The organism is Caballeronia concitans, assembly GCF_001544615.1.
In the GTDB taxonomy this organism is placed as follows: Bacteria; Pseudomonadota; Gammaproteobacteria; order Burkholderiales; family Burkholderiaceae; genus Caballeronia; species Caballeronia concitans.
The window spans coordinates 1-26644 of record NZ_FCNV02000004.1 but is presented as its reverse complement, the minus strand read 5'-3'; the positions used below and the strand labels follow the sequence as shown (position 1 = coordinate 26644).

Annotated in this window: 21 protein-coding genes; 11 read left to right on the top strand and 10 right to left on the bottom strand. The window is 61.6% G+C overall.

Features of this window, described 5'->3' with window-relative positions:
- Positions 1–243: 243 nt before the first annotated feature.
- Positions 244–2715 carry a hybrid sensor histidine kinase/response regulator gene (locus AWB72_RS12475; RefSeq protein WP_040052398.1) on the bottom strand — a complete coding sequence of 824 codons (2472 nt, stop codon included), beginning with the start codon at positions 2713–2715 and terminating at the stop codon, positions 244–246.
- A 92-nt stretch (positions 2716–2807) separates the two neighbouring features.
- Positions 2808–3869: a glycosyltransferase family 4 protein gene (locus AWB72_RS12470; RefSeq protein WP_040052397.1), complete on the bottom strand. Its 1062-nt coding sequence runs from the start codon at positions 3867–3869 to the stop codon at positions 2808–2810.
- A 1296-nt stretch (positions 3870–5165) separates the two neighbouring features.
- On the opposite strand from AWB72_RS12470, the gene AWB72_RS12460 reads away from it, so the two are divergent.
- Both AWB72_RS12460 and AWB72_RS12455 read left to right on the top strand, forming a co-directional pair.
- Complete coding sequence (locus AWB72_RS12460) at positions 5166–6350, top strand: zinc-dependent alcohol dehydrogenase (protein ID WP_040052395.1); 1185 nt, start codon at positions 5166–5168, stop codon at positions 6348–6350.
- 10 nt (positions 6351–6360) lie between these two features.
- A complete protein-coding gene (locus AWB72_RS12455; protein WP_244285605.1) occupies positions 6361–6951 on the top strand; it encodes a hypothetical protein in 591 nt (196 codons plus the stop codon).
- A 410-nt stretch (positions 6952–7361) separates the two neighbouring features.
- On the opposite strand, the gene AWB72_RS12450 is transcribed toward AWB72_RS12455, so the two are convergent.
- Complete coding sequence (locus tag AWB72_RS12450; RefSeq protein ID WP_040052394.1) at positions 7362–8051, bottom strand: type 1 glutamine amidotransferase domain-containing protein; 690 nt, start codon at positions 8049–8051, stop codon at positions 7362–7364.
- An 821-nt stretch (positions 8052–8872) separates the two neighbouring features.
- The gene (locus AWB72_RS29655) at positions 8873–9004 is read right to left on the bottom strand and encodes a hypothetical protein (RefSeq protein WP_280174565.1); all 132 of its coding nucleotides are present in this window, start codon (positions 9002–9004) and stop codon (positions 8873–8875) included.
- Positions 9005–9749: 745 nt separating this feature from the next.
- Between AWB72_RS29655 and AWB72_RS12440 the strand changes: the two genes are divergently transcribed.
- The 6 genes from AWB72_RS12440 to AWB72_RS12415 all read left to right on the top strand — a co-directional run bounded on the left by AWB72_RS12440 (position 9750) and on the right by AWB72_RS12415 (position 16283).
- Positions 9750–10265: a phosphate-starvation-inducible PsiE family protein gene (locus AWB72_RS12440; protein ID WP_040052393.1), complete on the top strand. Its 516-nt coding sequence runs from the start codon at positions 9750–9752 to the stop codon at positions 10263–10265.
- 252 nt (positions 10266–10517) lie between these two features.
- The gene (locus AWB72_RS12435) at positions 10518–11387 is read left to right on the top strand and encodes a helix-turn-helix transcriptional regulator (protein WP_040052392.1); all 870 of its coding nucleotides are present in this window, start codon (positions 10518–10520) and stop codon (positions 11385–11387) included.
- A 141-nt stretch (positions 11388–11528) separates the two neighbouring features.
- A complete protein-coding gene (locus AWB72_RS12430; protein ID WP_040052391.1) occupies positions 11529–12104 on the top strand; it encodes an HdeD family acid-resistance protein in 576 nt (191 codons plus the stop codon).
- A gap of 52 nt (positions 12105–12156) precedes the next feature.
- A complete protein-coding gene (locus AWB72_RS12425) occupies positions 12157–12579 on the top strand; it encodes a PRC-barrel domain-containing protein (protein WP_040052390.1) in 423 nt (140 codons plus the stop codon).
- Positions 12580–12658: 79 nt separating this feature from the next.
- Complete coding sequence (locus AWB72_RS12420; protein ID WP_040052389.1) at positions 12659–13258, top strand: Hsp20/alpha crystallin family protein; 600 nt, start codon at positions 12659–12661, stop codon at positions 13256–13258.
- A gap of 199 nt (positions 13259–13457) precedes the next feature.
- On the top strand, positions 13458–16283 hold the full coding sequence (locus tag AWB72_RS12415) for an ATP-dependent Clp protease ATP-binding subunit (protein ID WP_087128096.1): 2826 nt from the start codon (positions 13458–13460) through the stop codon (positions 16281–16283).
- 50 nt (positions 16284–16333) lie between these two features.
- On the opposite strand, the gene AWB72_RS12410 is transcribed toward AWB72_RS12415, so the two are convergent.
- From AWB72_RS12410 to AWB72_RS12400, 3 genes are all read right to left on the bottom strand, one after another.
- A complete protein-coding gene (locus tag AWB72_RS12410; RefSeq protein WP_084593065.1) occupies positions 16334–16606 on the bottom strand; it encodes a UBP-type zinc finger domain-containing protein in 273 nt (90 codons plus the stop codon).
- Between the two features lie 54 nt (positions 16607–16660).
- A complete protein-coding gene (locus AWB72_RS12405; RefSeq protein ID WP_084593064.1) occupies positions 16661–17896 on the bottom strand; it encodes an NAD(P)/FAD-dependent oxidoreductase in 1236 nt (411 codons plus the stop codon).
- A gap of 444 nt (positions 17897–18340) precedes the next feature.
- Positions 18341–18583 carry a hypothetical protein gene (locus AWB72_RS12400; protein WP_040052386.1) on the bottom strand — a complete coding sequence of 81 codons (243 nt, stop codon included), beginning with the start codon at positions 18581–18583 and terminating at the stop codon, positions 18341–18343.
- 741 nt (positions 18584–19324) lie between these two features.
- On the opposite strand from AWB72_RS12400, the gene AWB72_RS12395 reads away from it, so the two are divergent.
- Positions 19325–19681: a host attachment protein gene (locus tag AWB72_RS12395; protein ID WP_040052385.1), complete on the top strand. Its 357-nt coding sequence runs from the start codon at positions 19325–19327 to the stop codon at positions 19679–19681.
- 480 nt (positions 19682–20161) lie between these two features.
- Positions 20162–20464, top strand: coding sequence for a putative quinol monooxygenase (locus AWB72_RS12390; protein WP_040052384.1), 303 nt, complete (start codon positions 20162–20164; stop codon positions 20462–20464).
- 836 nt (positions 20465–21300) lie between these two features.
- On the opposite strand, the gene AWB72_RS12385 is transcribed toward AWB72_RS12390, so the two are convergent.
- Genes AWB72_RS12385 through AWB72_RS12375 form a run of 3 tightly spaced genes read right to left on the bottom strand, consistent with a single transcriptional unit; the run spans position 21301 to position 25570 of the window.
- On the bottom strand, positions 21301–22707 hold the full coding sequence (locus tag AWB72_RS12385; RefSeq protein ID WP_040052383.1) for a class II fumarate hydratase: 1407 nt from the start codon (positions 22705–22707) through the stop codon (positions 21301–21303).
- A 50-nt stretch (positions 22708–22757) separates the two neighbouring features.
- The gene (locus tag AWB72_RS12380) at positions 22758–24173 is read right to left on the bottom strand and encodes a cation:dicarboxylate symporter family transporter (protein ID WP_040052657.1); all 1416 of its coding nucleotides are present in this window, start codon (positions 24171–24173) and stop codon (positions 22758–22760) included.
- Between the two features lie 26 nt (positions 24174–24199).
- Entirely contained in the window at positions 24200–25570 is a 1371-nt protein-coding gene (locus AWB72_RS12375) for a class-II fumarase/aspartase family protein (RefSeq protein ID WP_040052382.1), read from the bottom strand.
- A 146-nt stretch (positions 25571–25716) separates the two neighbouring features.
- Here AWB72_RS12375 and AWB72_RS12370 point away from each other — a divergent pair, with 146 nt between their 5' ends.
- Positions 25717–26448: a GntR family transcriptional regulator gene (locus AWB72_RS12370; RefSeq protein ID WP_040052381.1), complete on the top strand. Its 732-nt coding sequence runs from the start codon at positions 25717–25719 to the stop codon at positions 26446–26448.
- Positions 26449–26644 lie beyond the last annotated feature (196 nt).

The following is a 26644-nucleotide window of genomic DNA, read 5'->3' as shown; positions in this document are numbered from 1 at the left end:
CGCATTGACCGTTTCCGGTCTCTGAATGGGCGTAGCGCGTATCGCCTGCAGCGGGCGTCCAACCTGTGTATTGAAGCGGATGCCGACCGGCGCACCTTCGTATATGGTAGGCCTGCCATCCGACAAACTTCCGCTCGCGGCCGAAGCCTGCGGTGCGCGGTGTGCTGCATTCGCGCGTCGGCGGCGCCGTACGCGGAAAGCCCGGCGTGAAAGCGTCAGCGAGCGCATCCTCAAAGGGCGGTTTCAATCATCCTTTTTCGCGTCGATGCCTGCGAGCAACGCTGCCAACTGCTCCATGATGACCGGTTTGACAAGATGGTGATCGAAACCGGCCTGCGCGCTGCGCTGGCGATCCTCATCCTGGCCGTATCCGGTCACTGCGATCAACGTCGCGTCGGCCGTCTCCGGCCGCTCACGCAGGCGCCGCGCGAGTTCGTTGCCATCCATGTCGGGTAGACCGATGTCGAGCAGACACGCATTGGGCCGTTCCCGCGCCGCACGTTCGAGCGCGCGCCGCGGTTCGTATTCGACGAACACTTCGTGCCCACATGACGCGAGTAGCGTGCCGAGTGCTTCGGCGCCGTCGACATTGTCGTCGACGACTAGCAGCTTGAGGCGATGGTTCAGCGCTACTCCCGTCTTCTCTGCGTGCCGGCCGGCAGCGACCTGTTGCACCCGCATCAACGGCAGCCTGACCACAAAGGTGCTGCCGTTGCCGAGTCCCTCGCTGAAGCAACGCACCGAGCCGCCGTGCAGTTCTACCAGATTCTTGACTAAAGCGAGCCCGAGCCCGAGCCCACCTAGCGAGCGGTCGGACGAACGCTCTGCCTGCGCGAACAGGTCGAATGCGCGCGCGGTCAGTTCGGGCGCCATACCGATGCCCTCGTCGCGCACAGTCACCGCCAGTTCGTCACCATCGATGTGCGCGCGTATTTCAATGAGGCGCCCATCTGGCGTGTACTTAGCTGCGTTATGCAACAAGTTCGCGGCCACCTGCACCAGCCGCGCCTTGTCGCCGAGCACGGTCGCCTCCACCGATGGAAGATGCACCGACAGCTGCTGGGCGCGCCCCTGCATCAGCGGGCGAACCTGCTCAATAGCCTCCGCTATTACGGTTTGCGCACTGACCGGCGCCCTGGCTAGCGCGACCAGCCCGCGCGTGACTCGTGACACATCCAGCAGGTCGTTCACGAGTGTGGTCATGTGGGCGACCTGACGCGCGATGATCGCGCTGCTGTGGCGCACTTGCGCCTCGTCGAGCTTGCTAACCTGCAACAGTCCGGCTGCGGCGGAAATCGGTGCGAGCGGGTTGCGCAACTCGTGCGCGAGCATCGCGAGAAATTCGTCCTTGCGCTGATCGGCCGCCCGAAGCTTCTCTTCGGCAACCTTCCGGTCGGTGACGTCCCGGAAAAACGACGCGATCCCGCCTTCGTCGGTCGAATAGGCGCGCACTTCCAACCAGGTGATGTTGCCGTCACTACGGCTCTGACAATACTCAGACGCGCCTGCATTGCCGCTCTCAGTCACCCGTCGATACATGCGCGCGCAATCGGAGGCAACCGCTTCGGACCAAAGTTGCCAGTGGCTGCGCCCGATCACTTGTTCCTTCGTGAGGCGCACGATGCGCAGGCCTTCCGCGTTCATGTAAGTGACGTCCCAGTTGCGGTCCATCAGCATGAAGCCTTCGCCGATCGTGTCGAAAATGTAGCGGCTGCAGTCCCTTTCGGCGCGCAACTCCGCCTGCGCGCGTGCAGCCTGGACTGCGGCCCAAGTGCGCTCCGCCATATCGCGCGCGAGCCGGATGTCGGTTGGGGTCCATTGGTACGGTCCGGCGCGGTGTAGACCGAGGAACGCCACCAGTCGACCAGCCTTGATCAGCGGCACCGCAACAAGTGCGCGGATGCCGGTGAGGGCGTACGAAATCCCAAACTCGACGGTGCGCGGATCGGTACGGCTGTCGCTCGCGGTGACAACCTGACCGGCGCGCAGCGGGTTCACGATGGCCGGCCCGAAATCGTCTAGCGCGAAGCTCGTCCCGGCAAGACTCGCTAACGGTGGGGCAGTCCAGTCGCGTGGCACGAAGAAGGTATTGCCGGTCTCGTCACATTCGCCGTACATCACGCGGGCGAGCTTCAATTGCTCGCCGAGCAGCGCGCTCGCCCGCGTGACGACGTCCTCGGGAGAGTTCAGCGGGCGCAGTGCCTCCGACACCTGCAGCTCGAAAGCCGCGCGCCGCTCTGCCAGCACGCGTTCGGTCGTCTCGATAACCGTGCAGTACATGCCGCCAACGCGTCCGGAATTCTCGTGCAGCGGAGAATAGGAGAAGGTGAAGAAGCTTTGCTCCGCGTAGCCGTGGCGTATCACCGTGAGCGGCAGGTCTTCGAAATAGGACGAACGGTCCGCGAGCGCGCTGTCGACAATGGGCTCAATGTCACGCCAGACTTCCGACCAAATCTGCTCGAATCGGCCGCCGAGTGCGGCCGGATGCTTGCCGCCTAGCATCACAGCGTACGCATCGTTGTAGAGAAACCTCAGCTCGGGACCCCAAGCGACGAACATTGGGAACGCCGAGCTGAGGACCATCCTGACTGCGGTGGTCAGCGGGGCCGGCCATCCGGAAGGATGTCCGAGCGGCGACGCGCTCCAGTCGAATTCGCGCAGCAACGCGCGAACGCCGCCGCCGCCCTCGAACGCTGTCTTCCAGAAATCTGGCATCAGTACTGCTCCTTCGTTACCTCACCCCTCTTTTGCTGCAAAGCGGAAAGTGTTGCTCCGCGCTCGTCCATTGCCTCCTGACGTCGTCGTTTCTATGGGGTTACGATACCTGGCGCGAGGCTCTTCGAGGCCCGCAGCATCGACGTGTAGGCCTCGAGATAATTTAGCGCCATCGTCTTTGCGCTAAAGCGGCGCTCGAAGTGTGCGCGAACCCGCGTGCGCGAAAGCTCGTCAATCCGATGCAGCGCGCTGACCGCGCCTTGCACGTCTTCGCAGATGAAGCCAGTCACGCCATGATCGATCACCTCCGGCACGGACCCGCGATTGAACGCAATCACCGGCGTCCCGCAGGCCATCGCTTCGATCATCACCAGGCCGAACGGCTCGTTCCGGTCGATCGGAAAAAGCAGCGCTTTCACACCCGATAGGAACTCCGACTTCCGTGCCTCGTCGATTTCGCCAATGAATTCGACGTGTGCCTGGGAAAGCAGTGGCTCGATCGTCCACTTGAAATACTCCTGATCGAGCTTGCCGACCTCCGCCGCGATCTTTAGCGGCAGCCCGCTTTGCGTCGCGATCTTGATCGCGAGGTCGGCACGTCTTTCCGGGCAGATGCGCCCAAGGAACGCAAGATATTCAGGCTTCGTGCTTGGCTGCGGCGTGAGCAGGCCATCCGGTAGCCCGTGATAGACCGTCTTCAGCCAGTTCGCCTGCGGCAGCGGGCCACGCTGGTTGTCCGAAACCGAGATGACGTTCGCCTGCGTGAACGTGTCGAAGACCGGCTGCAGTTCGGGCAGATCGAGACGGCCGTGCAGCGTCGTGACGAACGGCGTATCGAACCGAGAGAACAGCGCGAACGGCATGTAATCGAGGTGGAAGTGCAACACGTCGAACTCATGCGCGCGCCGGCGAACCGTTTCGAGTAGCAGCATGTGCGGAGCGAGCGGATCGCGGACGGCGGGATCTAGCCGCAGCGCGCGCGGCCAGGCTGGCGCGAGCGTCGCACGGGTTTGTGAATCGCCGCTCGCGAACAAGGTTACATCGTGGCCGAGGTCGACCAGCGCATCTGTCAGATAGGACACCACGCGCTCAGTGGAGCCATATAACTCTGGTGGAACTGCTTCGTGCAACGGTGCAATTTGTGCGATTCGCATAGGTTGGTTCTCCAGTTGGCCCCGGGCTAGAGGACCTGCGGCGGGTGATGGTGTCGACGAACCTGCAGGCGCACCTGCGGGGCATCCCTCTCCTGCTGACCGGCACCTTGCGAACAGCGTTTTCAATAAATAAGGGAACCGAAGATGTCTCTAGTTTTCCTAAATAATAGGGACGGGGAACTCCAGAGTGGTCATGACGGTGTGCACCAACGTTGAGAGCTATCCGCGTGCCCAATTTATGTCGACTCAGGGTGAGCGTGTCTCACCGGAGCACCCGTCCAGGACAGCAGAGCGCAATGATCGAGTGCACCGGCGGCGGGCTTCGACGTAGCGAGAAGCTGTCTTGGCAACGGCTTAACTGAAGCACTTGAGGACGCATTCTTGACGTGGACACTGATGCGAAGCCACCGACTATTCGTTCACCGCTACAGCGATGACCCCTAGGAGGCGAGGTGAGAGCGCTCATGTGGGCAAGACTCCGAGCGCTGCATGAGGTCCGTAATCGGAGTAGCACACGGCGACCACCTGCGAAGCCACTTTCCTGCCGCCGATTACCAGTGGGAATGCATCGACGCATGGGGTCGTATGAAGATGAAGACGATAGCAGCGGTCGTTACGGTAGGCGATCAAGAAGTCGCGGCCGACTATGACGTGTCGGCCTGTCGAATCCGTATCACGAGCGACGGAACGGTCCTAGCAGACATTGATCCTTCTGACTCATGGATCGTTGAGTTCGGTGGCAGAAGGAAGCGAATGGGGCACGCATCCAACGCCTGATGACCTGCAGCGCTTTTTGAAAAGAGACATACCGGAGCGGCGAGCCTCTGTTATTGCGCGACCGAGCGAACCGGCCAGGGAAAGCATCGCCGAATGCACTTATTAAGAGCGGTGCACCGGTGTCTCTCTTCTCAAAGGTGAGATACGCGTTTGCGTGGCGAATCGGGCGCCCGACCTAAACCGACGCGTCGAGCCGCAAGCGACTCAAGAAAGTCATCGGAAGGCGCTGATGCGCCATCCCGCTCTGGACGCTCCATCGACTGCATCAAGTTCGCGTGAGCAACATGACGAGGCTGCGAAGACGGCACGACGAATGCGAGACCGTCCGCGTCATGCGAGCCGTGGCCGACAGGGACAGCGACACACGGAGGCAAGAATGAAGCGCACGACCGTCAGCATGTTTGGCTTCGGCGCTCGCAATGGCGTCGCTGCAGCACGGTCCTTTGCCTAACGAGAAGCCACGCGACGGTACTGCGAACAGATGTGCTTGACCGTGGAAAATTGCTGAAAGGAGGTTTTATGTTAGCCACAAACTTTCGTGGACCCTACCGGATCCGCGTGTCGCAAAAACCGGATCCCCGGATAGAACACCCAGGCGACGCCATTGTCCGCGTGACGCGCGCCTGCATCTGCGGCTCGGATCTGCACTTGTACCATGGGCTGGTGCCCGACACGCGCATTGGACACACCTTCGGCCACGAGATCGTCGGCATTGTCGAAGAGGTCGGCTCTGCGGTTGAGACGCTCAAGCCGGGCGATCGCGTGCTGGTGCCCTTCAACCTTTTCTGCGGCTCGTGCTTTTTCTGTCAGCGCGAGCTGTATAGCAACTGCCACAACACCAATCCCGAAGCGACCGCCGTGGGCGGCATCTACGGTTACTCGCACACCACCGGCGGTTACGATGGCGGCCAAGCCGAGTTCGTTCGCGTGCCGATGGCCGACGTGGGACCATACAAGGTGCCAGAAGATATCGTCGACGACGACGCGGTGTTGCTGACGGACGCGCTGCCGACCGGCTACCAGGCCGCCGAGATGGGTGATATCCATGAAGGCGATACCGTGGTGGTGTTCGGCGCCGGGCCGGTGGGCATCTTCGCCGCCAGGTCGGCCTGGCTGTTCGGCGCCGGCCGCGTAATCGTGGTCGACCATATCGATTACCGGCTCGATTTCGTACGCCGCTACGCTCCCTGCGAAGTCGTCAATTTCCGCGAGGTGAGCGACGTAGCCTTGCACATCAAGAAGATGACGGACTGGCTGGGCGCGGACGTGTGCATCGATGCGGTCGGTTGCGAGGCGGCGGGCAGCCTGACCCAAACTATCACCGGGCGCTGGACCATGCTGCAGGCGGGTTCGGCGACCGCGCTGTTCTGGGCCATCAACTCGGTGCGCAAGGCCGGTAACGTGTCGATCGTCGGTGTCTACGGACCGACCTTCAACGCAGTCCCGATCGGCAACGCGCTGAACAAGGGCCTCACGATGCGGATGAACCAGGCTGCGGTCAAGCGCCATGTCCCGCACCTGATCGAGCACATCCGCCAAGGGCATTTGAACCCGAAAGAGATCATTACCCACCGTGTGCCGCTGGAAGAGGCCTCGGACGCGTACCACATCTTCGCGAGCAAGTACGACAACTGCATCAAACCTGTGCTGATTCCTCCGCGTGCCGGCTCGGCGCGCTCGATGGTGACCAGCGTCGCTCACTAAAGGAGCAGCCATGGATAACGAAATCGCGCGCCGCGATCTTGCCGAGCAGCGGCGGAACCCGCAACACCACGGACACGTCGACTGCGAGCGCCAGATGGACTACGACCTTAACCGGCACAGTCCGCCCCGCGATGACCTGCAGCGCATCCCCGGCTGGGGCTCGGACCTCGACCATAAGAACCGTCCAGCCATCCCGATGGAGCGCACGCCGCCGCGCTTCATTCACGTGCCGCAGGGACAGCCGGTACAGCAGGCGCAGACCGTCGAAGTGTTCTATTCGCCGGAGCGGCCGGGCATCACGCCGATCTTCGGTACGGCCCAGCCGCCGAAATGGCTGTCGGGCGCGATCCGGCGCCTCGCCTACAAGCTGCCGGAGAACGACCTGCGCCACTGGCTGATGCTGATCGCCGCCGACCGGGTCAACGTGGTGGAAGGCATCGTCGATGATCTGCGGCATGGCCACGTACCTAATGTCCTCGGCGAAATGGGCATCCGGGCCGAACTGCGCCACAACCCCGCCGGGCTGGTGCGCAAGGCGCTCATCGCCACCGCGGTTGTTGGCGGAATCGCGTTGCTCCGGAACCGGCACACGCACCATTGATCCTGTGCGCGAATTCGAACTTCTCCAGCGCAGTCGGGTCATGGCATTCGCGGTCCGTGAGGTATCTGTCCGGCGGCGCAACCGGCGAGACAGAGACCAACGCAAAGGCGATCGGCCAGAAGACTCGCGCCGGAGTTCGAGCACCGCGTTTCGCGCGGAGGTTCATGGTGAGCGACGACTTCGCTTCATCGGAGATGGACGCGTCACTGAAAGACGGGGTTTCTACGGTTGACGCTGCCTCGTCGCGGAGAATCAAAGCCGCGGCGTATCGAAGTGGCTGTGAACTGACGGGCAGAACAGACGCGGCAAAAGGTGAATGTGGCGCAGCGCCGGGCTGCGCTACGGCCTCAGGAGCATACAGTCGCTCGCGTCAATTGCTCCGGTTGTTCGCCTGCCGGCGGCGCGGCTCACTACTGAGCGTCCTTCCTCAGTTTCTCCAGCAGTGCCAGAGCAGCAGGCCCCGACGAGGCCGGGTTTTGTCCCGTGATCAGCAGTCCGTCCTCGAGCACATATGGCTGCCAGTCGGCGCCCTTCGAATATTTGCCGCCGTTTGCTTTGAGTTCGTCTTCGACCAAAAATGGCACGACTTCCGTCAAGCCCACAGCTTCCTCTTCACTATTCGCGAACCCGGTGACCGACTTTCCGTCTACCAGAGACTTCCCATCGGGTCGCTTGGTGTGCCGCAGCACGCCCGGCGCATGACAAACCAAGGCAACGGGCTTACCGCCGTTGATCGTGCTTTCGATCAGTTCAATCGAGTCGCGATCTTCTGCCAGGTCCCATAACGGGCCATGGCCGCCCGGGTAGAACACTGCATCAAATTTTCCGTGCGCCGCGTCCTTGAGCTTTGCGGTCTTAGCGAGTGCTGCCATGGCATCGGCGTCCGCTTGGAAGCGACGCGTGGCGTCCGTTTGCGAAGCCGGCTCGTTACTTTTAGGGTCAAGCGGTGGTTGGCCGCCATTGGGTGATGCCAGGACAATTTCTGCGCCTGCATCTTTGAACACGTAGTACGGCGCAGCAAGCTCCTCCAGCCAAAAGCCTGTCTTGCGGCCGGTGTTTCCCAACTGGTCATGCGAGGTCAAGACTACGAGAATTTCCATGAGTTTCTCCGTGTACGGTCTCAAAGGCGTGACTGGCCGCGTTGTGCGATTTAGGAGCGGGCGAAGTTGCGAGTCCTTGCTTGATCCGCCAGCCTCTGGATGATACGTCCATCGCGTTCGCCACGTGTTGCTGCTGCATTTCGGTGACTTGGTGGAATCAATCGGCTTTGTATTGAAGTGCGTCGGGCTCCATAAGACGACCGGCAAGGCTGTCGCCACTGAGATTCTCTCGCCGGCTTCTCCCTACTGCGGTTCGCTGCTTCCTATCGGTCGCGATGACTAATCGACTCGAGCGCCCGTAGGGCTACGAGCGCCGCGTCGCTTCGCTAGCCTCAGCGGTGCAAGACCTGCTAGGTCCAGCCGTGCTCGCGCACGTCGATGTGTTGATGGCGTCAGGTGCGTCGTCGAAACCAAACTCATGCGAAACAATGAACGATGGCTTCGCGCGGCCGGCTGGGCTCCGAACGAGCAGTTGCCCCGATCGAATGTAATCTTTTCCTTGCTTTGCCGGTTCGGCCCGCGCGACCGGGCCGTCCGGAGTGAAGACGCCGAACTCTCCGATCCCGCCAGCGAACTCGACCGACGAAAATCAGGTTGCTCTTCGCGAGGTTCGGACGCTCGTGGCGTTGCGGAGCCGGATCGTGGCACTGATAGCCGACGTCCGTGACCCGCTGCACTGGATCTTCCTTCGAATCTTCGATCGCAATCGCGCCGATCGACTGCGCGAACTTGAGTCGGTCGGGATAGCAATCGAGCACCATGATGCTGCGGCCCCTTGATCATGGCCGATGCACGGCCTTCAGACACAACGGTTCGGATGTCTAAATCACCACAGCGGCGCCGGACCCCATGCTGGCAAGTTCGAATGCGTGCCAGCCGGTCGAGAAGCTGTCGGCGTACAGCACGTAGTCGGTCTGGTTGTGCTCCGCATGCGGTGGCAGGTTCAGGAACATGAAGTCCGCCCAAGGTATTCGAAGACCTTCGGCCTGTCCGCCCGACCACGGGCGCATATGGCAAGGCCGGAAGCGCCGCCCGAGACTCTCCCGGCCGGATCACGCTCAGGCCAGACACAACGAAGCCGCGTGGCGGCCCACCGCGTCGACAAGCCCGCGGGCTCGCTCGTGGCGTCCCTGTCTGATCCACTGGCACCTCGCGGACAGCGTCTGCTATTGATAGTTGCACATATAAGTGTGGAGCTATCCCAAACAGGAAGTGCTGGGCGCTCCGGATCGCCCGTCACTTTGCGCAAGACGGTCAGCAGCTATTCGCGTGCCCGGTTGATGTCAACAGAGGTAGTCGCATCTCTCGGTCACACAAGCCGCGGGCGGCGGAAGAACCGGGGGGACTGCAGACACCGCTAAGGATAGTAGGACGCGCGTTGGGCAACGAGGTAACACCTGTTCGTGCGGATATCGATGCGACCTTTTCCCGGTGATTAAGAGTTTCATCTTGAGCGGGGCACGCAAGCGCGGCGCCGCTCGCGGGAATGGGATTCAAGCAGCGCTCGGCGCTGGAGAAGGCGTCGGGTGTGTGCACAGCAAGCAGACAAGGGAAAAAAAACAGCACGAAGACGAAAGAAAAGGCCGCACGCATGGCTCAGCATCACAGGGCCGGCTGTGGCTTTCGTTGCGGCCGTCAGGGCGCATCCACGCCATGATCGGCGTCACTCCATGTCCCGAGTCTTCCTGCACCCGATCCATGAGTAAGCCAACGCAGATTCGCGTGAAGCTCGACGAATTCCGGCTGCAATGGCGCGTGCTGACCTTTTATGAGCGCTTCGAGCAGATCATCGCCCACATCCTGAGCGTCGTGATCTCGGTGATCATCGTCGTGTCGCTGTGGCAGCTGATTCGGGCGGTCATGGTCCTGTCGCTGTCAGGGGCGCTCAATCCGCTGGATCATGCGATGTTCCAGGCGGTTTTCGGGATGGTAATGACTTTGTTGATCGCGATGGAATTCAAGCATTCGATCACCCGCGTCATGTTAAGACGCGATCACATCGTGCAGGTCAAGACAGTGATTCTTGTGGCGATGCTCGCGATAGCGCGCAAGTTCATCATCCTCGATCCAGCCACGGACCCGGCTCGCATTGCTGCACTCGCGGCCGCGCTAATCGCACTGGGCAGCGTTTATTGGCTAATGCGGCAGCGCGACGATCCCGTTGATGCGGCAATTGTTGAGCGCGCCGTGCGAGATAGCCAAAAGCGCGACTAATTCACCGCTCCTTTCTCATGCAGGTCATCGACACTGCAAATTCTGCTTGAGCTTCGCACAAGCCTGCATATCCGGGCGGAAGCGGTATTTCAACGTCGAGCCCTACGCCCCGCGCGCGTCGGGACGAAGCTTGCTCTTCGCGGGCGCCTATAAGGAACGACGCCTGCTGATAACAAAACAAGCTGGCATGGACGGAAAGTAAACACTATATTCAACGCTGACGAATTTCAGGCCTGACCGGAAGGACGCGCAATGGACCAGCCAAACCGATCGCCACAAGTGCAGTACCTTCGCTGCGACGGGATCGGTGCGACGTTCACTGACAGCGGCCTTAAGTCGGCGCAATGGATCCTGTGCGTTATCCCGGCTGACCGGACCACCGCGTATGCGAACACCGTCCCCAGCAGCGCGCAGTCCTATCAGCATTTAAGCGTCAGCGCGCCGTTCATCGCGGTCGTGCCGGCGTTTGCGCGTGTCAAGCTCGTCAATGACAACGACCCGCGCGGCCTTGTCGTCGCGCTCGATTGGGCCAGGCTGAGGGAAACCGCTCGAAACGCACTCGGCACCCCGACTTGCGAGATCCCGAGCTGGTTCAAGGCGTGGGACCCTTTTTTGCGCGAAGCGGGCGACACGCTTGCCGCGTTGCACGCCAGCAGTAGCCCGAACCCTAGATGCCTTGCCGCGTTCGCAGAAGTGTTTGCACTTCATCTCGTGCACCGGTACGGACACACTGCTGATACGAGCGAGACGGGAACGAGCCTCACCCAGTCGAAGCTAACCGTTGTCGAAGGTTTCATACACGAGCACATCGCGGACAACATTCAGATCGAGGACCTCGCCGCGCTCCTGCACATGAGTCCCTCGCATTTCGCGCGGGTTTTCAAAAAGGCGACCGGACGTCCGCCGCACTTCTACCTGACAACCGAAAGGTTGAAATTAGCGCAGTCAATGCTTTCAGAAGGAAGTCTCCCGCTGGTCGATATCGCAGCACGCGTTGGCTTTCAGACGCAGCAGCATTTCACGGCCGTGTTTCATCGTTATGTGGGCTGTACGCCTCGCGCTTTCCGCCTTGCGCATCACCGCCCCTCCGATCTGGCGATGCGCTTTCGACTGGACCGGTGACCAACCGACAACGCAGGAATCCGACAGCTTTGGGCAGGAACTCGAAAGAAGACCGCGCCTCGCGGACGTACGCTTGATCAAACAGAGATTGCACGCGCTGTCGTAACCGAATACCGGCGATCCGCCTGAGGAGCCGAAACGATGGACGAACTGCTCGGTCGCGCATGGTGGATGCTCGCGCTGCGTGGCGCCGCCGGAATAATATTCGGCCTACTCGCGCTCAGTTGGCCTGGTCTCACGCTGCTGGTTCTTGTCGCGATGTTCGCGGCGTATGCACTCATCGGAGGCGTCGCTGCGGTCAGCGCGGCGATACGCCATCGTTCGATCCGCGCCGACTGGTGGGTTCCCTTGCTGTTTGGGCTGTGCATGATCGCTTCGGGCCTGATTGCCGTCGCGGCACCGGGCGTGACGGCGCTTGTGCTGATCACCGTGATGGGCGCGAACGCCATCGTCACCGGAGTGCTCGACCTCATCGCCTGGTTCCGGCTGAGAAGGCGCGGTCGGACGCAGTGGCCGCTTTTGTTCGTCGGTAGCCTGTCGGTTCTGTTTGGCATGTTCGTGCTGGCCGTCCCGGGTGCTGGAGCGCTTGCTCTCGTCTGGATGATCGGCACCTACGCGATGGTGACCGGTGCGCTTCTGCTCTTCCTTGGCATCGGCGCACGGAATTGGCGCAGCACCGTCCTTCGCGACAAGCAAAATGCGCCGCTGCATTCATGAGCGCAGCCCGCGCCCGGCGCCCACGTAGCCCGTTGTGCATTTGGAGAACGACATGAAGACAAACTTCGCATCGGCCGTAAGGCTGCCGTCAATCATCCTCGCGCTGTCCGCCTTTGGCTTTGCGGCCAGCGGCGCGACGGCGCAGAATGCGCCCATCGCCGGCAAGGCGACACTCGGGGTGACCGTCACTGAAGAGCAAGTGGTCGCAACGGGCTGGCGCGCATCCAAGATGATTCACGCCGATGTCTACAACGAAAAGAACGAAAAGATCGGCCGCGTCGACGACCTGATTGTCGCGCCGGATGGCTCGCTTTCGGTCGCGATTATCGACGTCGGCGGCTTTCTCGGGGTGGCGGCGCACCGTGTCGCCATTCCCATTCAGCAGTTCAAGCAGATAGCGCCGAAGGCAATCTTGGTCGGCGCCAACAAGGACGCGCTCAAGAAACTGCCGGAGTTCGAATATGCCAAGAGCTGACATTGGTAGCGAGCGCCAAAGCGGCAGTCACTGAAGGTTCGGGCCGCTGCGACGGCTCTTTGGAACAAGGAGCGTAGCGATGATATTGGACGTCGATAAGTGGAATCCTTTTCGCTTCATGCGCAGGAGTCCAGAGGAAAATGGCGCGGGCACGAAACCGAACGTCGCGTCTGCACAGCAAACCTCCGGGCCGTCGATATCGGATGGGTCCGCGCCCGCCTGGCCGGCATCGTTCGATGCGGCGCGGTGGCCGCTGCCCGATCCCCTGCATCTTCTCACTGACCTCGTACGCGATCCGTTCGGCGGAATGGGACCGCTCGGCAACCGGTTCGGCGACTTCAGTCCCAGCCGCTTTCAGCCGCGACTCGACGTGGTCGACGACGGCGACGCGCTTCGTATCGTGGCCGAGTTGCCAGGACTGTCGCGCGAGGACGTGGAACTCGAAGTCATTGAGGACATGCTGGTGCTGACCGGCGAGAAGCGCATCGAATCGAAGAGCGACGAGAAGGGCTGCTATCGGGTGGAGCGGGCGTTCGGGAAGTTTCAGCGCGCGGTTCCGCTGCCCTCCGGCGTCGATCTCGACGGTGCCGAGGCGAATTTCGAGAACGGCGTGCTTACCGTACGGTTGCCAAAAGCGGCAAAAGAGCCCGCGGCGAAGCGGCGTCTCGAGATCAAGTAGCGCGGTTCGCGCCCGGCTACATCGCACAGGTCGGCAGCTTCCATCGTCCCCGACGATGCCCCTCACGAAGCCGCCAAGAAGGCGCTCGGCGAACCGGAGCGCATCCAAAGCCGCACTCGCGGCACTTCGCGACGGCACTCGTCGCGCTGTGCGCGGGTGACCAGAAGGACCATCCTCTGTCCAAACTACGGAGAACATCATGCCTACTTGCAGCGTTTGCGGCAAACCGGCAACCTCGCAGATCACGATCACCGAAAACGGCCAGCGTCGTCAGTTGATGTTGTGCAATGAGCATTACATGGAGTTCATGGCGCGCAATCAGCGCGGCCTGTCGCCGCTCGAGTCCCTGTTTCACGGCGGACTGTTCGACAGTCTGTTCGAAGACATGTGGCCGCAGATGGAAAGCGGCCAGGGTAGCCGGTCACGCATCGGACGCTCGCCCGCACAATCGGATCAAGGTACAGACGCCGATAGCGGGCAAATGGGTGAGTCTGCCGGCGGACGCGCTGGCGGCCGGCCGCGCCGGCATCGCCGTGCGCGCGAAGCCGTCGACCTGCAGACGTTCCTGAGCGAAAGCGGGCTGGACCGCTTGCAGGCGGCCGCGCAGATGGCGGTCGAGTTCGGCAAGTCCGAAGTTGATACCGAGCACCTGCTGCTCGCACTCGTCAGCAATAACGTGGTGCAGGAGATTCTGCGCGAATTCAAGCTCGATCCTGAGGAGATCAGGAAGAATATCGAGCAGAACGCACCACGCGGCAACCGCGCGCAGAAGACGGACGAAGAACGCATCGGCGTGTCGCCGCGCGCGAAGAGTGCGCTCGAAAACGCGCTCACCGCGTCACGAGAACTCGGCCACAGCTACGTCGGACCGGAGCATATCCTGATCGGGCTCGCGGAAGAAGAAGACGGCTTTGCGGGTGAACTGCTGCGCAAGTATGGGCTATCGTCGCACGCGCTCAGGCAGAAGACGGTCAAGGTAGTCGGCAAGGGTGCCGAGGAAGGCACCGTCGAGGGCCGCTCCACCACGCCAACGCTCGACAAGTACGCGCGTGATCTCAGCAGCCTCGCTCGGCGCGGCAAGCTCGATCCGGTAATCGGCCGCGACAAGGAAATCGAAACGACGATCGAAGTCCTTGCGCGTCGGCGCAAGAATAACCCGGTGCTGATCGGCGAACCGGGCGTCGGCAAGACGGCGATCGTCGAAGGACTCGCGCAGCGTATCGCCCAGGACCAAGTGCCAGAGGTGCTGCGTGGCAAGCGCGTCGTTGAGTTGAACATCAACAGCGTAGTGGCGGGGGCAAAGTATCGTGGCGAGTTCGAAGAGCGCGTGAAGCAGGTTCTCGACGAGATCGTCGAGAATCAGGACCGGCTGATCATTTTCATCGATGAACTACATACGATCGTCGGTGCTGGCCAGGGCGGCGGCGAAGGCGGCCTCGATATCGGCAACGTCTTCAAGCCGGCGCTCGCGCGCGGCGAATTGCATCTCGTGGGCGCGACGACGCTCAACGAATACCAAAAGTACATCGAGAAAGATTCGGCGCTCGAACGGCGCTTTCAGCCGGTGAACGTGCCCGAGCCGAGCGTCGCGGAGACGATCGAAATCCTGCGAGGACTGCGTGACCGCCTCGAAGCGCATCACAAGGTGAAGATCACCGAGGAGGCGATCGCGGCCGCTGCCAAGCTGTCGGACCGGTATATCGCAGCGCGCTTCCTGCCGGACAAGGCCATCGACCTGCTCGACCAGGCGGCCGCCCGCGTGCGCATCTCGTCAAATTCCCGCCCGGGGCAACTGCACGACATCGAGGCAACCATCCGTCGCACGCGTCAGGAACAGGACGCGGCAAGCGCCGCCAAGCAGTTCGACAAGGCAAAGGAACTCGAAGACAAGCTCGTTTCAGAACAAAAGCGGCTTTACGATGCGACCGAGGCGTGGAAAAAAGAGCGCGGCACCAGTTCGCAAGAGGTCACAGCGGAGGACATCGCGCAGATCGTGGCGTCGCTCACCGGCGTGCCGGTGTCCGAACTTACCGCCGAAGACCGCGAGAAGCTGCTGCGCCTCGAAGATCGCCTCAAGGAACGCGTGATCGGTCAGGACGAGGCCGTCAGCGCCGTCGCGAAGGCGGTCCGACTCTCACGCGCCGGTCTCACCGAAGGCGGCAAGCCGACCGCTAGCTTTCTCTTTCTCGGACCGACTGGCGTGGGCAAGACCGAGCTCGCGAAAGCGCTCGCCGCCTCTGTGTTCGGCGACGAGAACGCGCTCGTGCGCATCGACATGAGCGAGTACGCCGAGCGGCATACCGTAGCCCGGCTGGTGGGCGCGCCTCCGGGCTATGTCGGCTATGAGGAAGGCGGCCAGTTGACTGAGCGCGTGCGACGCCGTCCGTATAGCGTGGTCTTGCTCGATGAAATCGAAAAGGCGCATTCGGAGGTGCACAACATCCTGTTGCAGCTCTTCGACGAAGGCCGCCTCACCGACGGGAAGGGCCGTCTCGTCGATTTCACGAACACGATCATTATCGCGACGAGCAATATCGGTTCGCAGCTGATCCAGGACAACGTGCGCTCCGACAAGAAGCAACTCGACTACCCCGCGCTGCGCGACCGTCTGATGGAAATACTGCGGCATCACTTCAGGCCCGAGTTCCTGAACCGGGTCGATGAAGTCGTCGTGTTCCATGCGCTCGGCAAGGAGCAAATCCGTAGCATCGTGGATCTGCAACTCGCGCGCGTGCAACGCACTGCGGCCGGGCAGAACATCGAGTTGTCGTTCGACGATTCGCTGCGCAATCATCTCGCGGAGATCGGCTATGACCCCGAGTTCGGCGCACGAATGCTCAAGCGCAAGATCCGGGCTGAAGTGGAATCAGAACTCGCCGATGCGCTGCTGCGGGGGGACGTTCACGACGGCGACAAGGTCACAATGACCTACGACTCGGGTTCCCACTCTGTACGTGTGCAGAAGGGCTCAGCACCCGCAGAAGCGACGATCGAAGGGGCGGAGCAAGAACCGGCGCATACGTGAGCCCGCATTGCCTGAACGAGACGCCGCCCGCACGGGAGGGCGGCGTACCGTCACGATTCAAGTTCTCCTACGACAATCTCGTCGCGATAGCACCAGATCCAAGTTTCGCCAGGTTCGATTGAGCGCACCAGCGGATGACCGGTCGCGTGAAAATGCTTGCTTGCGTGCCGGTTAGGCGACGAATCGCAACAGCCGACGTGTCCGCACGAAAGACAAAGCCGCAAGTGGACCCACGGCTGACGAAGCTTGATGCACTCCTCGCAATAGTCGATGGGCGTGTGGAAAAGGCGGGCCTCGCCCAGATGCGTGCAACCAGCGGTCATGATCGTACTCCTCGGACAGGCGCGCAAGCGTGCGAATCAAGGTTGCGCTTACGCTCACGCGCTATCTAAATAGCGATGCACCAGCGCGACAGCCATCGCCCCTTCGCCGACCGCCGACGCGACACGCTTGATCGACCCGTGACGCACGTCGCCCGCAGCGAATACGCCAGGCACACAGGTTTCCAAATGTAGCGGCGCGCGCTCGAGCGGCCATTTCATACTCGACCGATATTCCTGCAAGTCGGGACCCGTCACTAGATAACCGGCGTCATCTCGGACAATGCCGACCTCCTGCGCCCATTCGGTCTGGGGTACGCCGCCGATGCAGACGAATAGCCAATTCGCCTTTACCGAGATTTGCCGTCCCGTGCGCACATCGGTCAGCGTAATCTCCTGCAGCGTGTCACTGCCTGCGAGCGCGGTAACTTCGGTGCTGGTCCGAACTTCAATGTTCGGCGCCGCCGTAATGCGATCCACCAGGTAGTGGGACAACGTGTTCTTGAGCGAGGTGTCACGCACGAGCATATAGACGCGGTTGGCGGATTGCGAAAAGTGCATAGCGGCTTGTCCCGCCGAATTGCCGCCTCCCACCACATAGACGTCTTCGCCATGGATCAGCGCTGCTTCGCTCGCGCCCGCGCCGTAGTAAAGGCCAGCGCCGAGAAAGCGCGCTTCATCTTCGAGGCCGAGCGTGCGATATGCCACGCCGGTCGCGCAAATCGACGTGCGCGCCGTAATACGTGTGCCGTCATCGAGATACACGATGCCCTGGCCGGGCGGAAAATCCGCTCGCACGCCGGCGCGCGCTACCAGGATGTCTGCGCCGAACTTGATGGCCTGGACCCGCGCCCGTTCTGCCAGGTCCGCGCCGCACACACCCTGTGGGAAGCCCAGATAGTTCTCGATTTTTGAACTACTGCCTGCCTGACCGCCCGGTGCCCAACGCTCGACTAGTACGGTATGCAGCCCTTCCGATGCTCCGTAGACGGCGGCACTCAATCCTGCCGGTCCCGCGCCGTAAATCGCCAGATCGTAGGCCTCCCGCGATGGACTCGCAAACCAGCCGAGCTTCTCGGTAATTTGCCGAACGGTGGGACATTCGAGCCGGGTTCCGTCATGGAAGACGCAGATCGGCAAGCGGGAGTCGGAAAGATGCTGCACGTGGGCGAGATCCTTCGCTTCCTTATCGCTGCCAAGTTCGATCCATTCGAACGGTATGTCGGAGCGATGTAGGAAGTCGCGTATCGCGTAGCCGTTAGCGCTGCGCATGCGTCCGTAGATCCTGACCATGAACTTGTCCGCCTTTGAGGACATTCAAGGGCTTTTTCCGTGGCATGCGCTTCACCGGTTACGAGCCCGCGCTTGGCTACAACGGTAGACCCTATCGCAGTACGGTAGACGCATCATTGGAATGAGTCTTTCGCGATTCTGCCGGAATTTGTTAGCTTTCTGCCGACGCTTCGATAACGTCGCTCGTGCGATTCTTCCGGGTTGCCATCAATGAAAGCGCGTGCCACAGTGATGCTGTTGCCCACCGCGTGTCCGCGTCAGTCATTCCGGCTGAGCCGTCTCCGGACCAGGTTCGGCCACGGGCTATCGGCATGACGTGCGTTCACTGTGCGCCTGCAATACACCGCGTCCGTTCTGCTCCGTCCTTTGCCGTACGACAATCTTCCAACGTCGAAGCTCACACGCATGCGTTCGAATGATCCGTCCCAGTTCTCTATCACCGCGTCACTCGGGAAGGACGAATTCGGTACGCATGTCTTCGACCACCTTCTGGACATGACGTATGCAGTCTGCCCCGAGGTCATTGAGCGGCAAGATGTTCCAGTTGCGGCCCGATGCGTCGGGCGGGTGCCGCTCCGGTAGCGGTATGCGTACGTGCAAAGCTCCCGGCGCTTCAGCGGCGATTTTCATCATGCGGCTTTGCAGCTCGTCGCGAATCTGCTCAGCGGTTCGAACGGTCTTTGGCATCGGTCTGCCTCCTTGGGCCGCGTATCCGGATCATGAGGAGACGGTGCATGGTGTGTAAGCTGCACCGACCATCCTAAGTCTAGTCGTTAATTCGGACAGGCACAGACTGACTAATGCAATGATCGTCCCACTCGCTCATGCGAGACGCAGAGCAATGCGACCCTCGGGGGACGACCGCATCGACTGCGCAGTAAGTCGATCTTGACGCGTCGCCCTGGTCGGTCAGTACACGCCAGTCTGTTGCGACGCCCGCTCGGCCAGAACTGCGCTGCCGTCCTGAAGATGCCACTGAAGTCAGCGCGATGATCGTCCACATCCTTTCCGGACTGGCAGTGACCGGCTAGCAGGCCGAAAGTCCTCCTTCCGTCCGACGACGGCCTCGGCGTATCGTATCGGGCGCTTCTCTGTGCGGCCAGGCTGCGACAGCCTCGTACCAACGTTCGAGGCGAACGCTCCGATGCGACTCCTCAACAGGCGGAAGAGTAGCTGAGGTAGTCTGCATGATTCCCGATGGGGCGATAGACCGGATGACCGCAGGATCCTGACACATTTGAGCAAAAACCGGAAAGAAGCGCGCGTGGGTCATGGCTAGACTTCCATTAGAGAGGAACCCTGTTGATGTCATTTCACGACGACGCTTTGACGTTGGTTCATCGCCGCTGACCGCCAAGGTCGCCTGCGTCATGCGACGATTTGCTATGGCCGCCGAGCCCGGCGACCGATCGCGCTCAGAGGCTTACCATGGCTGACACTACCTGGGTTGTCGTCGCCGACGGCAGCCGCGCTCGAATCTTCGAGACTACGGGACTAAAACTGGACTTGCGGGAAATCGAAGACCTCGTCAACGCCGCCCCCAGTGGGCCGGCGCTGAGTGAAAAGGAACGCGAGAAGTTCGCGAAGACCGTCGCCGACCGCGTCGAACACGGACGGCTTCATCACCGGTATCAGCGATTGCGATTTGCGGCGGAGCCGAAATTTCTCGGCATGCTTCGACAGCGCCTGAGCGAGCAGACACGCCAGATGATTTTTGAGGAGATCAACGAAGATCTCTCGGCCCTCGACGCGCGCGAAATTCAAGTGCACTTGGGGAAGCATTGAACGCGACCTGCCTGGTTGTGGGCCACGTCAAACGTGTCAACCGCCGCGCCCTAACACTTCGGGCCGACGAGTCGGAGTATTAAGCGTTGCTTGCAGCCGATCGAACAAGAGTCGTTGGGAGGCTCACCAGCGCTGAGATCGCAACAGCGTGCGCTGAGACCTCGTCAACGCATTACCGGTGGGGGACATGCGCCAGACGCAAACCCGGGGATGGTAATTGAACCGTGTCACATCGCCTATGCGCTCGTTACCGAGTGCTCGGCCGAACGGCCGAACCTGGCCGGTTGCTGAACATGTAGCTGCGAATGCTGCGCAGCGGGCGTGACTTTCTTCGGATTGCAGCAGTCGACCAAAGGAGGCACCAGCACGGAACTTCTCTCGCTCAATTAAGTCAGTTGGCTAGTGCGCGCCAGGCACGCGTAACAGATCGTGCGGAAGTTCCAGTCGACGCCCGTAACCGTCATCAACACAGAGGCAGGCATGGTCAAGACAGCGTTGTTCGTCCGGCTTGAAGCGAAGCCCGGCAAGGAGCAGGAAGTCGAAAGCTTCCTGATGAGCGGATTGCCGCTCGTCGAGCAGGAGCCCGCGACGATCGCGTGGTTCGCGCTGAAAATCGCGCCATCGGTGTACGGCATCTTCGACGCGTTCCCCGACGACGCCGGACGCGAGGCGCACCTGTCGGGCAAAGTAGCCGAGACGCTGATGGCGAGGGCCGCGGATCTTTTCGCTAATGCGCCAGAAATCATGAACATCCACGTACTCGCAGCAAAGCTGCCGTCGTAACCACGTCAACTCCGGTAAGGGACTTATTACCCTCGCAGGTCTCGACAACCTCGCGGGCAGGTGCGGCATCGAGCGCGCGACTCAGATTAGAAACTCCCCGGTGGCGGGGCGGGTCACCGTAGAAGAACTGAAGAACTGCGGAAAGCCTGCGCGTAACAAGTGCGGGATGACGGACTCGTCGGCCTAGTTCAATTCGCAGCGAAGAAACTCTCGAATCCATTGGCCGCCGTCTTTCGGAAGCGCTCGATCGCGACACCGCTGCATGCCGGGATAACGTGCTGACAGGCACCATCTACGGGGTCAATCGTTAGCTTGACGTAGGACAGACCTTACCGCCTCGCATCGCTGAGCGTCGTCTGCCTGGCCCAACGTATCAAGGCTCATTTGCAGGTTACGCGGGTCGACCTTCGCCGCGCCGAATCGCGACATGCGATCAAGCGGCCTGCTCCAGCCGCATGGGCTTCTGATGGCGAACGTCGGCAAGGGGCAAGGACGGGCCCGTAGCTCAAGGTTCCGAACGTCCGTTCCAGTCTGACAAGTGCCCTTGCAATAGCGACGATCCGACCGACTGCAATGGGTCGAATTCTGTCCGACAGCGACGCTTTGTAGCGGGCCGAGGCGGCCGCGCTGTCTTCAACCAGGTCGGCCAGTTGCGGACTCTCGCGGATGCGGTCAAGCTGACGTTTGAGCGGCCGCGCGACATCAAACAGCGACCGTCGATGGAAGCTTCTAACGTGGACGAGCGAATTAGGGTGACCGTGCACGGCAGGGGCTATGACCGAAGCGCTGCCAGCGTCGTCAGGTGTGCATCCGACCGCTTACGGCGTACGGCCGATTCATCGCTTTGAAGCGGTACCGCCGGCGAGCAGAGCAGGATCGACTAGCCGATCGTATTCATCGCCGTCGAGGAAACCGAGCGCAATCGCCGCTGCGCGCGGTGTCACACGGTCGCGCAACGCCGTCGCGGTGATCTGTGCGACCCGGTCGTAACCGAGTACCGGATTAAGGGCCGTGACTGCGAGCAGTGACCGCTGAACGTTAGTCGTGACTTGTTCACGATCCACGTCGAGACCGCGGACACAGCGCCTGGCAAAAACGCTGGCGGAGTCAGCGAGAACGCGCAATGACTGGAGCAGGTTGTAGACGAGCACTGGCTTGGCGACGTTCAGTTCGAAGTTCCCGGATGCGTTGGCTATGGTGATCGTCTGGTGGTTTCCGATGACCTGGAAACACGCCTGCACAAGCACTTCCGCAATCGTCGGATTGCATTTGCCCGGCATGATCGAAGATGTCAGTCCGTCATCGGGGATCCGCAATTCTCCGAGACCACAGCGAGGACCGGAAGCGAGGAACCTGATGTCGTTCGCGATTTTCAGCAGCGAAGTCGCGATCGTGTTCAGCGCGCCCGACAGTTCGACCAGCGCGTCGTGTGCCGCCATGCCCTCGAACTTGTGCGGGTTGGGGACAAACGCTAGGCCGGTAGCCTCCGCGAGCGTCGCGCAGAAAAAGCCGTCGAAGCCCGCAGGCGCATTCAGTCCCGTGCCGGCGGCAGTGCCGCCTTGAGGCAGGATCAAGAGGCGGGGCAAGGCATCGTCGATTCGGGCAAGCGCATTCGAGAGTTGGTGTTCGAAGGTGCCGAAGGTTTGCCCCATCGTCATCGGCACGGCGTCCATCAGATGCGTGCGGGCGACCTTCAGGACATCGGCGAAAGCCTGACTGCGCTCGGCGAGCGCCAAGCGCAGTTCATCCAGCGCCGGCCGCAGACGTCTATTCACTTCGATGGCGGCCGCCACATGCATCACCGTCGGAAAGCTGTCGTTCGACGATTGCGACCGGTTGACGTGATCGTTGGGATGCACCGGCGTCTTGGTCCCGAGCGGTTGTCCGAGCAACTCGTTCGCGCGGTTCGCGATGACCTCATTGGCGTTCATGTTGGTCTGCGTACCGGAGCCCGTCTGCCAGATCGTCAGCGGAAAGTGGTCATCCCATCGTCCCTCGTGCAGTTCGATCGCGGCCGGCTCGATCACAGAGGCAAGCTCGGTCGCAAGGACGCCGCACTGCACATTCGCGCGGGCGGCCGCGTACTTCTGCAAGCCGAACGCTCGGATCAGGACAGTCGGGAAACGCTCTTCGCCGATTTCAAAAAGACCGAGGGCACGCTGCGTCTGTGCGCCCCAGTATCGATTCGACGGAATCTTGACGGGACCGAATGCGTCATGTTCGATTCGCGATGGCGTGTTCATGGCGGGTACACAATCTCGGAATTGGTTGGGAGCGCGACACCGCATTCGAATCAGGGCGCGTTCCGGGCGCCCTTGAGCGGAATGCCATGCGGATGCGGATTGGCGTCGTTCGTGTCTTCGGGCAAGAGATTGCCATCGGCAAGGTACTCGTCGGCATGTGCGGTTTCGGGGTAGCGCTCCGGGTGCAGGTGCCGCTGCGCGATGGCCGCGTCGAAGGTCCGCGACCACCTGGCGATCACGACGGTTGCGAGGCTGTTGCCGATCGTATTGCAAGTGGCGATGGCCATCGACATGAAGCGGTACACGCCGAAGATCAACGCAAGGCCTTCGACCGGAAGGATGCCAGTCGACGTGACCGTTGCCGCAAACACGACGAACGAGCCGCCCGACACGGTGGCCGCGCCCTTCGACGTCAACAGCATCAGCAGCAGAATGCCGATCTGATGATCCAGCGTGATGGGCACGCCATACGCATGCGCGATGAACATCACGCCCATCGACATGAAGATCGACGTACCGTCGAGATTGAACGCATAGCCGGTCGGCAACACGAGCCCGACGGTTTGCTTCGCGCAGCCGAGCCGTTCGAGCTTGATCAGAAGACGCGGGAGGGCGCTTTCGGACGAAGCGGTCCCGAGCACGATGAAGATCTCATCCTTGATGTAGCGCAGAAAGCGCCACAGACTGAAGCCCGCGAGCTTCGCGATCACGCCCATTACCACGACGATGAACAGCACGATCACCGCATAGAAGCTCAGTACGAGCTGCGCCAGCGCAATCAGCACGGCTGTGCCGTTGCTTCCCACCGAGAAGGCAATCGCACCGAGCGTGCCGAGCGGCGCGAGCTTCATCACGAGATTGATGAACGAGAAGAGCACTTCGGAGATGAGATCCAGCCCTTCGTTGATGCGCACGCGACGGCGCTCCGGAATGGCGAGAATGCCGATGCCGACCATCACCGCGAGCACGACCACCTGCAACAACTCGCCCTTCGCGAATGCGCCGATGAAGTTGTCCGGCACGATATGCATCACGAACTCGGTGAAGCCTTGCGGCGCGGCTTTCGCTGCGGTTGCCGGCACAGCGCCGACCGCCACCCCGGTCATGCCTTTACCGATTTGCAGCAGATTGCCGGCGAGCAGGCCGAAGGCGAGTGCGATCGTCGAGACGACCTCGAAGTAGACGATGGAACGCCACCCCACACGTCCCGCGCTCTTCACATCGCCCGCAGAAGCAATCCCGTGCACGATCGTGAGGAACACGAGCGGCGCGACACCTGCTTTGATGAGCGCGAGAAAGATATCGCCCAGCACCTTGAGCTGTGCGCCGAACTTCGGGAACAGCAAGCCGACCACGATGCCGATGACGAGCGCCACCAGCACCTGCATGCCGAGCTTGCGGTACCACGGCAGCTTCTTCGTCGCTGCGACGGTTGCGTCGTCGTGTGATGCGGGTTCGTGATGCATCGCGTGCTCCTTCCTCATCGTTACGTTCAGATTTCGCTGGACAGCGCAATGGCCCGGTCCACCATCTGCGGTGCGAGACCGAGGTAGTGAGCGGGATCGGTCATGCGGTCGATCGCAGCACGGTCGAAGTGCTTCGTGACTTCGGGCAGGGCGGCGAGTGCTTCCGCGAGCGTGCCGCCATGCTCGTTCACCGTGCGGCATGCGTCGTACACGATGTCGTGCGCCTGCTGACGTCCGATGTGAGGCGCCATGCTCATCATCACGGCTTCCGCCACGATCAAACCCTTGCTGATGCCGAGGTTGTGCTTCATGCGCGCTTCATCGACGATGAGACCGCCGAGCGCGAACTTGGCCTGATGCAACGCGCCCGCGGTGAGGATGAAGCTCTCGGGAATCGCGATCCATTCCGCGTGCCACGGACCGGTGGCGCGCTCGAAGTCCTGAATCATGGCGTCCACCATCAGTCCCGCATGCTGGCGCACGGCCTTCGCCGCCGCGAGCATGAGTTCGCTGGAGATGGGGTTGCGCTTCTGCGGCATGGTGCTGCTCGCGCCGCGGCCCTTGACGAAGGGCTCGTAGACTTCCGCGAATTCGGTGGACGCCATGATCATGATGTCGAGCGCGATCTTGCCGAGCGAGCCCGTGACCAGCGCGAGCAGGTTCACGGCCTCGGCGAAGCCGTCGCGCGCGACATGCCATGTGGTTGCGGGTACGCCGAGCTTCAGTTCTTCGGCGAGCGCCTTCTGCACCTCGAAGCCCGTGTCGCCCAGCGACGCCAGCGTGCCCGCCGCGCCCGCGAATTCCACGACGGCCACACGTTCGCGCATCTGGGCGACTCGCTCCTGATGACGATCGAACATCGCGAGCCAGATCGCGACCTTGTAGCCGAAGGTCACTGGCAATGCTTGCTGCAGGTGCGTGCGGCCAGCCATCGGCGTGTCGCGATGCTTCTTCGCCAGATTCGCGAGAATCGTGCGCAGTTCGCGAATATCGCCGTCGATCGAATCGAGTGCGTCGCGTACTTGCAGCGCGACCGCCGTGTCCATGATGTCCTGCGTCGTCGCGCCCCAATGGACGTAGCGCCCGGCGTCCCCGCACATCTGCACCAGTTGATGCACGAGCGGCAGGATCGGATAGCCGACGATATCGGTCTCTTCGCGCATGTGATCGAAATCGATGCGCTCGATCGTCGACTCACGCGCGATCACTTCGGCCGCATCGGCCGGGATCACGCCGACGCGCGCTTCTGCCTTCGCGAGCGCAACCTCGACGTCGATATAGCGTTGAATCAGCGCGTGATCGGAGAACAGCGCGCGCATTTTGGCGGTTCCGAAGGCGTCACGGAAGAGGATGGAATCGACCACGGTGCTGGCCATCGGAACGGGGATATGCGTCATTGCAACCTCGAATGTTCGAACTGAAAAGGCTGGACTCAAGCGAAGACGATGTCAATAAGTCCGGACATATCCAGATTAATATGTCCGGACATGTTCGGGCAAGTTATGATTAACCCGAAGCCACGCAAAAGACGCTTATCCGACCCATGAATCGACCCCATTACGCGGAGATCGCGCGCGAACTCACCGAAGCCATTGCTTCCGGGCGCTATCCCGTCGGTACTGTCCTTCCAACCGAGCTTGAGTTGCGGGACCACTACCGCACGAGCCGTCATACGGTGCGCGCAGCGCTGAACGAGCTACAGCAGAGGGGTCTGGTTTCGCGTCGCAAGAACGCGGGAACGCGCGTGGAGTCGTCCCGTCCACGCAATGAATTCCGGCCGACGCTTGCCTCCGTGGACGATCTGGCTCAGTTCGGGTCGGACACCTTGCGGCTCATGCAATCGACAGAAGTGGTCGTCGCGGATCGCGATCTCGCCCGGACGCTGCAGTGCGCCGAAGGGACGCGGTTTGTGCGCATTTCGAGCCTGCGAATCGATGGAGGAAAGGTCCGCGCGCCCGTTGGTTGGACAGACGTGTACATCGCGCCCGACTACGCCGACGTCGCGGAAATCGCGCGCGAACAGCCCGACAGACTGATCAGCGACTTGATCGAGGAACGTTACGGGCACAGCATTGCGGAGATTCAGCAAGGGATCCAGGCGGTGCTGGTTTCGGAAGAGATGGCAAAGCGGCTGCGCGTCGAGGCCGGGACGGCAGCGCTCGAGATTGTTCGGCGTTATCTGGATTCGGCGGGCAACAGTTTCGAGACATCCGTCAGCATCCATCCCGCCGACAGATTTTCCATCGCGATGCGGCTCAAGCGTTCCAACGGCTGACGCACTGCGCAGTCGGCCGCATCCTGCGGATCGACTCATCTGTCAGCCCCGGGCAACTGCCTCGGCCCCGCTGCTCGTACAACCGCCGTTCGGAAGCTCTCCAGATCTGACACCGGCCGGGTAATGTACCGAGAAGTGTGCAAAAAGCTGCTGGCGGGAAAATGCTTAGGAGGGGTGGCCGTGGTGTAAGTTGATG

Bases quoted from the DNA above. Each gene is read 5' to 3' on its own strand.
- AWB72_RS12400 (WP_040052386.1), bottom strand. From the start codon at position 18,583: ATGCCAAAGACCGTTCGAACCGCTGAGCAGATTCGCGACGAGCTGCAA.
- AWB72_RS12435 (WP_040052392.1), top strand. From the start codon at position 10,518: ATGGACCAGCCAAACCGATCGCCACAAGTGCAGTACCTTCGCTGCGAC.
- AWB72_RS12425 (WP_040052390.1), top strand. From the start codon at position 12,157: ATGAAGACAAACTTCGCATCGGCCGTAAGGCTGCCGTCAATCATCCTC.
- AWB72_RS29655 (WP_280174565.1), bottom strand. From the start codon at position 9,004: ATGTTCCTGAACCTGCCACCGCATGCGGAGCACAACCAGACCGACTAC.
- AWB72_RS12410 (WP_084593065.1), bottom strand. From the start codon at position 16,606: ATGACCGCTGGTTGCACGCATCTGGGCGAGGCCCGCCTTTTCCACACG.
- AWB72_RS12405 (WP_084593064.1), bottom strand. From the start codon at position 17,896: ATGGTCAGGATCTACGGACGCATGCGCAGCGCTAACGGCTACGCGATA.
- AWB72_RS12415 (WP_087128096.1), top strand. From the start codon at position 13,458: ATGCCTACTTGCAGCGTTTGCGGCAAACCGGCAACCTCGCAGATCACG.
- AWB72_RS12440 (WP_040052393.1), top strand. From the start codon at position 9,750: ATGAGTAAGCCAACGCAGATTCGCGTGAAGCTCGACGAATTCCGGCTG.
- AWB72_RS12460 (WP_040052395.1), top strand. From the start codon at position 5,166: ATGTTAGCCACAAACTTTCGTGGACCCTACCGGATCCGCGTGTCGCAA.
- AWB72_RS12390 (WP_040052384.1), top strand. From the start codon at position 20,162: ATGGTCAAGACAGCGTTGTTCGTCCGGCTTGAAGCGAAGCCCGGCAAG.
- AWB72_RS12470 (WP_040052397.1), bottom strand. From the start codon at position 3,869: ATGCGAATCGCACAAATTGCACCGTTGCACGAAGCAGTTCCACCAGAG.
- AWB72_RS12455 (WP_244285605.1), top strand. From the start codon at position 6,361: ATGGATAACGAAATCGCGCGCCGCGATCTTGCCGAGCAGCGGCGGAAC.
- AWB72_RS12430 (WP_040052391.1), top strand. From the start codon at position 11,529: ATGGACGAACTGCTCGGTCGCGCATGGTGGATGCTCGCGCTGCGTGGC.
- AWB72_RS12475 (WP_040052398.1), bottom strand. From the start codon at position 2,715: ATGCCAGATTTCTGGAAGACAGCGTTCGAGGGCGGCGGCGGCGTTCGC.
- AWB72_RS12385 (WP_040052383.1), bottom strand. From the start codon at position 22,707: ATGAACACGCCATCGCGAATCGAACATGACGCATTCGGTCCCGTCAAG.
- AWB72_RS12380 (WP_040052657.1), bottom strand. From the start codon at position 24,173: ATGCATCACGAACCCGCATCACACGACGACGCAACCGTCGCAGCGACG.
- AWB72_RS12420 (WP_040052389.1), top strand. From the start codon at position 12,659: ATGATATTGGACGTCGATAAGTGGAATCCTTTTCGCTTCATGCGCAGG.
- AWB72_RS12395 (WP_040052385.1), top strand. From the start codon at position 19,325: ATGGCTGACACTACCTGGGTTGTCGTCGCCGACGGCAGCCGCGCTCGA.
- AWB72_RS12370 (WP_040052381.1), top strand. From the start codon at position 25,717: ATGAATCGACCCCATTACGCGGAGATCGCGCGCGAACTCACCGAAGCC.
- AWB72_RS12450 (WP_040052394.1), bottom strand. From the start codon at position 8,051: ATGGAAATTCTCGTAGTCTTGACCTCGCATGACCAGTTGGGAAACACC.
- AWB72_RS12375 (WP_040052382.1), bottom strand. From the start codon at position 25,570: ATGACGCATATCCCCGTTCCGATGGCCAGCACCGTGGTCGATTCCATC.